A 9,542-nucleotide genomic window follows, 5' to 3' on the forward strand; every position below is an offset into this window, starting at 1 on the left:
AAAACTTCTTCTATCTCACTCGCTTGAGCATATGTGGTGAAGGAAAGTTGCCAACATAAATAGTTATTCTCTGAATCAAATGCTTGCCACTCATCCGGCAACCCACTGTCATCTAAAATAATTTGCTCAATTTCGCCTAACTTAGCCAAATAAGTAAAAAAAGATAATGGATCCATACCATCTTGCAATGCCGTCTTTGGGAAACGAACAAATAAAAAATAGTGAGATGAGGCTGCTGAAGTTGAATAAGACGAGTCACAACGCTCGGTTTGGCAATACGTCTCATCCCGCGAGTCAGTTGCGGGTGAAGGTACAAGGTATTGATCTAACTCAATCATTAACGATTTACTAATACTCGCATTGTCTTGATCATCCACTTGCTGATATTGCGCTTCATCCAACAAGCTGAGCATATGATCCCGGCAACGAAATAATAAGCTGATGATCTCACTCGAAAGAGACGATGGCGTTGCTCTTAGCTGATCTAATAAATTTTCAACTTTATGGGTAAAATGCACAATCGAATCTAAGTTGAAAATTCCAGCGGAGCCTTTGACCGTATGAGCGGCTCGAAAAATAGCGTTGAGCCTTTCAGATAGTTCATTACGATTGCCAGCTTCAAGTTCTAGTAAGTCAAGCTCCATGGTTTCGAGCAGTTCTCGGCTTTCGGTATAGTAGGTGTCTAAAGCCGCCAACAACATGGGATCCATCTTCATACTTTTATCCTTGTTTTAGACTAGAGAGCACCTGCAACTGACTTTTCATGCGGTTAACCCCTAATTTTTCTATCACTCGATGAAGTAATGGACTATCACCCAGTAAAATTAAGCGTTGTTGCTGCTGCTCTTTGACTTTATCCAACATCAATAGTAATTGAATGGCGCTGGTATCAATATCGGTTACTTGTTCGACGTTAATGACAACATCACACGATTGCTCAGCCCAAGGTGTTAAAAATTCATACAATGCATCTGCTTGATAAATGGTTAACTCACCGGTTAATGCGATTTGGACTTGCTCTTTATTTTCCTCAAGTACCTGCATGTCATACCTCCTAGGGTCTGTTGACCTTTCGCGATTAAATTTTGTTCGAGATAAAAGCGTTTTAATCGCGGCGAGAGCTTTGTCGCCTAGTCATTCTAAGCAAAACACCTCTCAACAAAGAGTAAAACGCTTTTAGCCGAACCTTTCGGGCAGCGTTTGTGGCTCCTTTCTACGGCGTTATCGGCTTCTCAGGTAGAGTCACCACATTTCAAGCCTCTGCCTTATATAAAGAAGCCACAAACTGCTGAAAAAATCAGCTCGAAAGGTCAGCAGACCCTAAGCTGGCATTAATTTATTGACTGCAGCCAGCATTTGATCAGGCACAAAAGGTTTAACCACCCATGCTTTCGCGCCCGCTAAACGGCCTTGATCTTTTTTGCCCGCTTCCGATTCTGTAGTCAGCATGATCACAGGAGTAAATTTAGTACTTGGTTGTTTTTTCAACTCTTTTAATAACGTAATACCATCCATATTGGGCATATTGACATCACTAATCACTAAATGAATTTTGACGCCCTGAATTTTTTTTAACGCATCCACACCATCCGTGGCTTCAATGGTTTGATAGCCAGCCCCTTTGAGAGCCAAACTCACCACTTGACGAATTGCCGCAGAGTCATCAACGACTAAAATGGTTTTGCTCATCTTCAAACCTCCTTATTGGTAGCCCCAATGAGTTAGAAAAACGTGATGTCTGATTGAACCGCCCGTTTCACATTCGATTGATGCTCTTCTCCGCGGTGAACTTGGTGCTGCTCTATCATGGTGTAATTCCCTTTCAGCTTTTCAAGCCATTTTTGTGGTGATAACTGACCAACAACAGGATGATTTCGATCCTGTTTCGCCAACGCAATGGATTCACTTAACTCTTTTAAATTCAAGCTAATTTGATCAAGAATTTGGCTCACTCGATCTTGAAACTGCAAACGAATAATAACGTGTGTGACCGTTTCTTTGACTTGATGAGCCTCCTCTGTTAACCCTTGAGCTTGGGTATCTAAAGTGTGCAGCATATGCTGAAAATGGCTCATCACTTCATCGATGCGCTGTTCGGTGTGGTTCATCTGTTCAGTTTCATCTTTATTCACTTGCTGTACCATGTTACAAGCTTTTTCTATCGCTAAGTTGACGGTATTCACTTGCTCCGTCATATGGTTAGCAGTTTCTCTTGACTGGTGGGACAAACTTCGCACTTCATCAGCAACAACAGCAAATCCTCTCCCCGCTTCCCCCGCACGAGCTGATTCAATGGCCGCATTTAACGCCAGTAGATTAGTTTTTTCTGCAATACCAACCACATCACTGGCCATTTTTTTCAATGCGCTGGTGTACTGAACTAAATTTCTCATTTCACTCAGTACTTGCTGACGTAACGCTTGACCGGAGCGAAGAGCCTCTACCGCCTCATTTAGCATGGTGCGACATTGATTAATTTCTTCTGGAATAGACTGGTCTTGAGTGCGATCACTACCAGCTTGGAGCGACAAGGAATGGGAAAGGCGCTCAACTAACTGAGTAAATTGTTCACTGAGTTCCGCCACAGACTCGGTCAAATGATGGTTTGCTGAATCAATATGCCGCGACCAAATGGGTAAAGACTCAATAAATAGAGGTTCAAGAGAATGAAAAGATTCCAACTCGGATTCTTGCTGTGAGGAAAGCTGCTCAATCTGCTTTTTTTGCTGTTTAACGGTTTTAATATACGCTTCATAATTCCAAGCGGCATAACCGATACTTATCATTGACGCAATGAAAAGAGGCACACTGATAGCCAGTGCAATATCTGAGTAAAAAATGCCTATGCCCGATAGCAGCAACACAGGCATAAACAACGGGGTAAGTCTAATCACTAACATGGATTATATTCCTATGCCTAACTGACGTTATTCTAATGATTATCTTTGGCTACATTCCTACCCTTTCAGTAGTGATATGATGGTTCATGAATATCAGCCTGTTTTTTTAAAAGTAGCAGTCAGGTATCTAGTAGGCAAATGAGCGGATGAAATAATATTTAATCTATTAATAACTTCACAAAAATACCGCACGAGGCCCAAGGTCTATTGACCCTAGCGTCGAAGCTGACATTTCTCAATGCCTTCTGAATGACATAAACCTTTCACAACAATGAAACCTAATCGCCACGGGAGTGACACATTTCATCGCCACCATAGCAGCATCAAACGAAATAAGAATCGTCTCGTTCGAAACTGACTAAGGAAAAAAAAATGAATAAGCTATGGTTAGCGAGCCTACTGTCTATCTCCTGTTCAGGAACCAGTTTCGCAGCCACCAATATTACTTGGTGGCATGCAATGGGTGGCCAATTAGGCGAAACGGTCAATAAAATTGCTGCTGATTTTAATGCCTCACAAAATGATTACCAAATTACGCCTATTTATAAAGGGGAGTATACTGAAACCCTGACCGCTGGCATTGCTGCTTTTCGTGCGGGACAATCACCCAACATCTTGCAGGTGTTTGATGCCGGCGCAGCCACCATTATGAATGCTCCGGGCGTGGCGAAACCCGTGCAAGATATTATGATTGACTCGGGTTATACCTTTCATTCCCAAGATTATCTGGCAGGTGTACGTAACTTTTATGCGGATAATAACGGTAAAATGGTCGGCATGCCCTTTAACAGTTCCACGCCGGTGCTGTATTACAATAAAGACATTCTCAAGCAAGTTGGAGGTGAGGCACCAACAACCTACGAGCAGCTAGAAGCACTGGCTATCAAGCTCAAATCAAAAGGATATGCAGCGTTTTCACAGTCTCTTACACCTTGGATCATGGTCGAAAACTTCAAGTCTCGCCATAATCTTCCTCTCTCCGATCAGCAAAATGGCTATCAAGCACTTTCTTCAACCGTCATGGTGAATACCCCAGATATGCAAATGCATATTGGAAAACTGAAAGAGTGGTCAGACAAAGGCTATTTTAAATATTACGGCAGCAATTGGGATGCCAACCAAATCCCCTTTGAACGTCAAGAAGTGGCAATGTGGATGGGATCATCGGGTTCTTTCGGTGGCTTACGTAACCGAGTCGATTTCGATTTTGGCACCACTTACTTACCCTACTGGCAATCATTAAATAAAAACGGCACGCATACCTTTATTGGTGGCGCAGCGCTGTTTGCTTTAAATGGCCATTCAAAAGCAGAAGATAAAGCCGTTGCCGCTTTCTTTACCTACTTAACACGTCCAGAAGTTCAAATGTATTGGCACCAAACCACCGGCTATGTTCCTGTAACTAATGCCGCCTATGAGATGACAAAAGCGTCAGGTTATTACCGCGAACATCCTGATGCAGAAGTGGGTGTCAAACAACTCAGCTTACCCTCTGGTGAATGGACCAAAGGGTATCGCTTAGGCTATTACCCGCAGATTCGAGAAGTAATGCACCGAGAATTCGACAATATTTTTGCGGGCCGTTCTTCTGTTAAAGATAGCCTGAATAAAGTGAAAACAGAAAGTGAAACACTATTGAGCCGCTTTGCTCGCACGATGCAATGATGTGGATCGCCCCCCCCCCCCCCCCGCAAGTTATGTTGCGGGGATTTTAATATACCCAAACAACTTGCAGTTGCAGGTAGGTGGCAAGTAAGTAAATCCCCCATGAGTATAGGCAAGCTAGGTGATTGGGGGTGGATAAACGTAGCCAACATCCCTGCAGCTTCAAGTAGGAAGGGTATAGCTTATTAATTTAATTGGAAAAACTTGTGGAACGTCGACAACAATTTCTACACTCGCCTTTGCCTTATCTCTTGCTGGCACCGCAGATCGTGATCATCGCCATTTTTTTTGTCTACCCAGCAATCAAAGCAATCTATCTCTCTTTTATGTTAGAAGATCCTTGGGGAATGTCATCGACGTTTGTTTGGTTTGAAAACTATCAGATGCTCTTTCAATCCCCAGAATATTTATCATCGCTCGGTTTTACTGTGCTGTTTTCCCTCTTGGTTTCTTTTTTATCTCTCGCTATTGCCCTACTACTAGCCGTCAAAGCGGATAATATTATTCACGGCCAAGGCTCATATAAGGTGACATTAACGTGGGTTTACGCTGTAGCCCCTGCTGTCGCTGGGATCATCGGCGGTTTCTTGTTTAATCCACATATTGGTATTTTGACGGAGTTTTTTGCTCAGTTTGGCTGGCAGTTCAGTCTCCAAACCAACCCCGTTGATGCCACTTTTGCATTAATTTTAGTCTCTGTCTGGAAACAAGTGGCGGTTAATTTTGTTTATTTCTTGGCGGGTTTGCAATCAATCTCTTATGCGGTCAAAGAAGCCGCTATGTTGGATTGTGTCAGTGATACGAAACGTTTTTGGACTATCACCTTCCCTCTCCTAGCACCAACGGGGTTTTTCCTGCTGGTGATAAACCTTACCTACGCCTTTTTTGACACCTTTGGGGTGATCGACACCATGACCAATGGTGGCCCTGGTGGAAGCACCACCTCTTTGGTTTATAAAGTGTATCGGGATGGGTTTGTCGGTGCTGATTTAGGGGGTAGCTCTGCACAATCTGTCGTGTTGTTAGCACTGGTACTTATGCTGACGTTTATCCAATTTCGATACGTTGAAAAACGCGTCCACTACTAAAGGCTTAATGATGAAAAGTAACAAGCTTTCTGACCATTTGATACTGGTAGCGGGCACTCTGTTTATGCTGCTCCCCATCTGGTTAATTTTCGCCAGCTCAACCCATCATCCCAATACCATTATCAGTGAAGGGCTACAATGGAGCATCGGCCAGCATACTGTGGCCATTTACCAAGAGGCATGGAATAAAAGCGTTGGTTTTGCTGGAAATGTTACCGCCAGCACTATGATTACAAACTCGATGATCATGGGGCTTGGCTTTGCTATTGGTAAGATTATTATTTCCATGATGGCAGCTTTTGCCCTTGTCTATTTCCGCCTTCCCTACGCCAGTGCTTGGTTTTGGCTAATTTTTGTGACCTTACTGTTACCTTTAGAAGTGCGGATCATTCCCTCTTATGAGGTCGTCTCCAACCTAGGAATGCTCAACAGCTATAGTGGCTTAATTTTACCCTTGATCGCATCGGCAACCGCAACCTTCTTTTTCCGTCAATTTTTTAAAACCATTCCCGATGAATTAATGGAAGCAGCACAACTCGATAATGCAGGGCCGATTCGATTTTTTATCGACATACTGCTCCCCTTATCAAAAACCATGATGGCAGCCATTTTTATCATTATGTTTGTGGTGGGGTGGAATCAATATTTATGGCCAATCATGATGACTACCGATGAACACTACAACACCATCGTGATGGGGATAAAACAAATTCTCAATAACATCAACGAAACCAATTTACCGCGTTATGACTACGCTTTTGCCATGGTCATATTAGCCATGCTTCCACCCGTTTTGGTGGTCGTCATCTTCCAACGTTGGTTTGTCAAAGGACTGGTCGAAAGTGAAAAATAATACTGCTATCCATTTAGTACCCCACACTCCATCACAGGAGCCGCAAAACGTGATGCTTGAAATCAAACAGCTGGTAAAAACTTACGAAAATGGTCACCGTGCCGTGAAAGGGGTCGATCTTTCTATCCAACAAGGTGAGTTTATTGTATTGGTAGGGCCATCTGGCTGTGGAAAGTCGTCCATTTTACGCTCGATTGCTGGACTAGAGCCCATATCAGATGGTGAGATTTATCTGGCTGGCCGACGGGTCGATAAGGAAAAACCGGCTAAACGAGACATTGCGATGGTGTTTCAAAACTATGCACTTTACCCACATATGAGTGTGTACGATAACCTTGCTTATGGATTAAAAAATCGCGGGGTTGATAAAGACACCATCGAAGAAAAAATTCAGCAAGTGGCAAAAACGCTCAAGATCGAAGCGTATTTAGCGCGTAAACCCAGTAAACTCTCAGGAGGACAACGGCAACGGGTCGCCATGGGACGTGCCATTGTTCGTGATCCGCAACTTTTTTTGTTTGATGAACCTTTATCGAACTTAGATGCCGCTCTACGCGCCCATATGCGGTTAGAAATCAAAACGCTACAACGTCAATTAGGAGTCACCAGTGTCTATGTGACTCATGATCAAATAGAAGCAATGACGCTGGCCGATCGCATTGTGGTTCTCAAAGACGGTGCAATTGAACAAATCGGTACCCCCGCAGAGGTTTATCATCAGCCGGCCAGCACCTTTGTCGCCAGTTTTATTGGTAGCCCAGCCATGAACTTCCTGCCTGCTCAACTAAAAAATGGTCACTTGCATATTGCAGATCAGCAATTCTATCTTCCTCAATACCAAGGACTGAGCACAGAATCACTCACGTTGGGCATTCGTCCCGAACATGCCGAAATCTCGCATGTTCAACACAAACTAGCCCTGACTTTACAGATTCATGTCATCGAGCCCTTAGGGCCAAATCAATTAGTTCACGGACAAATTATCGGATTAGATAACCGAGCTGACTTTATCGCCGTAACTCCAGAAATACCACTTGCGGAGCATAAGCCACTGACCCTCTCCATAGCATCTGATCGCTTGCACCTCTTTGATCAGCAAGGTAAACGTTTATGCCCAACCTCTCTTGCTAAACGGGCCATTGCATAAGGATTGATGTGAGCTTATCGACTCAACAAAAACAAATCCTCGCGTTATTTTCAGCAAGCGCACGACGTTCTATCTTGAACAGAGCCAGCGATGCTGATTAGTCGCCGACAAAAATAAATTAGGTCGTTATGCTCCCATCGTTAGTGATAAACTCTCTAAATGCAACATCTATTGGTCGACCATGTAACGGCAGATCTCACTTATTTGGCCCTTCAACATCGAGTCGATCTCGTCGTTGCTGCATCAACAATACTCATCACTTAAGGACACATTATGTCACTTATGATTATCGGTCACCGGGGTGTGGCTGGAAGCTATCCAGAAAATACTCGTGTCAGCGTACAGGCTGCGATTGATATGGGGTTGTCTTGGGTAGAAATTGATGTTCAACCCACCAAAGATAATATTCTGGTCGTATGCCATGATCACACCATCGACCGCTGTAGTAATGGAAAAGGGCGAATTGATGCCTATACCTTAGCCGAGTTACAGCAGTTCGATTTTGGTGGTTGGTTTGATCCTCAATTTAGTGGCGAACCGATCATGACACTACAAGAGTTACTTGAACTCGCCGCTGATAACCAATTAGGGTTAAATATCGAAGTCAAAATCGATCAACACGATGCAGATCAAGTGGCAAGACAACTCAAAGTGCAACTTGATCGAAGTCGCTTAGACCCCAAAAAGGTACTACTTTCTAGCTTTAGCCATGAGATTATTCGTAAGCTACATCAACACTGTCCTGGCTATCGACTCGGTGTTTTAAGTGAACGACTCTCTAACAAAGACAAAGAAGTCATGCGAGACGTTGAGGCATTTAGTGCAAACCTCAACTATCGCTGGATAACCCAAAGACATATTGATTATTTACGAATTCACGGATATCAAATTTGGTGCTATACCGTGAATGACCCCAATAGATTTAGTTATCTTGATCATGTGGACGCGATCTTTTCAGATTGGCCGAGCCGATTTATGAAAAAAAGCCAATAAATGCTCTCACCACCTAATTTTTTCTGGTTAACCCAAACCACTTGGAGTTGCAGGTCGGCAGCAAGTGAGTGACAAATTTGTCTGGAACAAATTTAAACAGCCGTGACGAAAACCAAGGATGGCTCTAGCTCTCATCATCCCGATGAGCCTAGACAAGCTATGTGATTGGGGTGAAAGGACGTAGCCCCTGCAGATTCAAGTAGGGAGGGGATATTTCAATAAAAATTGGCTCTTTTAGCTACTTGTGACAGATTTACGTAGCCAATGAATATGATGGTTAAATCCAGATGCTTGATAAAGATGTAGTGCCGCCTGATTAAATGCCCAAACTTCAACAAATAGCTCTTTAACACCATAAGTGATAAAGACACGTTCTAAATGACTGAGTAGATCGCGAGCGACGCCTTGTTGACGATAGTCAGGGTTTATATAAAGCTCATCAATACTTCCCATCAATACAGGCTGGCTAACGGTTGACACTAGTTCACAAAAATGCCCGGTGACAAAACCAATAATTTTCCTTCCACATTTAGCGACATAGACTAAACATTCTGGATCATCAAGATAGCGTGCGATACTCTTTTCTTGTTCTATTTCTTGTGCCGTTTTGAAATATTCCGGACAAGCTTGATGATGTTCATCATGTAAGTCGAACATTAATTGGTTAAGCTCGGGCAAATCATCCATGTGTGCGGCACAAAGAAAAATAGAAGACATAAGGTAACGTTAATCAGGCATCATGTGGCAATTCTATCGGATAGAGCTGTGAAATCATACCACCATGGATGACTAACAACGAAAATTCAGTATGGCGCGCTCTGTCGACGTTTATTTTTCATCGCCCATTAAGGCATCTTTCCGTAATCGTCCTAAGGTTAATAGCACGGCACATAAAG

The 9,542-nt window shown here is 43.2% G+C and carries 10 protein-coding genes; 5 read left to right on the top strand and 5 right to left on the bottom strand.

Annotated elements, in window-relative coordinates; genetic code table 11:
* The 4 genes from B7C60_RS19755 to B7C60_RS15845 form a co-directional block, all read right to left on the bottom strand.
* Nucleotides 1-716 (bottom strand): Hpt domain-containing protein (locus B7C60_RS19755; RefSeq protein WP_245869588.1); only part of this gene is annotated, 716 nt, incomplete at its 3' end.
* 4 nt (nucleotides 717-720) lie between these two features.
* Entirely contained in the window at nucleotides 721-1,044 is a 324-nt protein-coding gene (locus B7C60_RS15830; protein ID WP_099612470.1) for an STAS domain-containing protein, read from the bottom strand.
* Nucleotides 1,045-1,320: 276 nt separating this feature from the next.
* Nucleotides 1,321-1,689: a response regulator gene (locus B7C60_RS15840; RefSeq protein WP_099612471.1), complete on the bottom strand. Its 369-nt coding sequence runs from the start codon at nucleotides 1,687-1,689 to the stop codon at nucleotides 1,321-1,323.
* 32 nt (nucleotides 1,690-1,721) lie between these two features.
* Nucleotides 1,722-2,900, bottom strand: a complete 1,179-nt coding sequence (locus B7C60_RS15845) for a methyl-accepting chemotaxis protein (protein WP_099612472.1) — start codon at nucleotides 2,898-2,900, stop codon at nucleotides 1,722-1,724.
* 372 nt (nucleotides 2,901-3,272) lie between these two features.
* Between B7C60_RS15845 and B7C60_RS15850 the strand changes: the two genes are divergently transcribed.
* The 5 genes from B7C60_RS15850 (at nucleotide 3,273) to B7C60_RS15870 (ending at nucleotide 8,646) form a co-directional block, all read left to right on the top strand.
* Nucleotides 3,273-4,565, top strand: coding sequence for an extracellular solute-binding protein (locus tag B7C60_RS15850; RefSeq protein ID WP_099612473.1), 1,293 nt, complete (start codon nucleotides 3,273-3,275; stop codon nucleotides 4,563-4,565).
* Nucleotides 4,566-4,771: 206 nt separating this feature from the next.
* Nucleotides 4,772-5,653, top strand: coding sequence for an ABC transporter permease subunit (locus B7C60_RS15855; RefSeq protein ID WP_099612474.1), 882 nt, complete (start codon nucleotides 4,772-4,774; stop codon nucleotides 5,651-5,653).
* Nucleotides 5,654-5,663: 10 nt separating this feature from the next.
* Nucleotides 5,664-6,506, top strand: a complete 843-nt coding sequence (gene ugpE / locus B7C60_RS15860) for a sn-glycerol-3-phosphate ABC transporter permease UgpE (RefSeq protein WP_099612475.1) — start codon at nucleotides 5,664-5,666, stop codon at nucleotides 6,504-6,506.
* 52 nt (nucleotides 6,507-6,558) lie between these two features.
* Complete coding sequence (gene ugpC, locus B7C60_RS15865; protein WP_099612476.1) at nucleotides 6,559-7,653, top strand: sn-glycerol-3-phosphate ABC transporter ATP-binding protein UgpC; 1,095 nt, start codon at nucleotides 6,559-6,561, stop codon at nucleotides 7,651-7,653.
* A 273-nt stretch (nucleotides 7,654-7,926) separates the two neighbouring features.
* Complete coding sequence (locus B7C60_RS15870) at nucleotides 7,927-8,646, top strand: glycerophosphoryl diester phosphodiesterase (protein WP_099612477.1); 720 nt, start codon at nucleotides 7,927-7,929, stop codon at nucleotides 8,644-8,646.
* A gap of 234 nt (nucleotides 8,647-8,880) precedes the next feature.
* On the opposite strand, the gene B7C60_RS15875 is transcribed toward B7C60_RS15870, so the two are convergent.
* Nucleotides 8,881-9,363: a GNAT family N-acetyltransferase gene (locus tag B7C60_RS15875; protein WP_099612478.1), complete on the bottom strand. Its 483-nt coding sequence runs from the start codon at nucleotides 9,361-9,363 to the stop codon at nucleotides 8,881-8,883.
* Between the last annotated feature and the right edge of the window lie 179 nt (nucleotides 9,364-9,542).

This window comes from Vibrio fujianensis (assembly GCF_002749895.1).
GTDB lineage: Bacteria > Pseudomonadota > Gammaproteobacteria > Enterobacterales > Vibrionaceae > Vibrio > Vibrio fujianensis.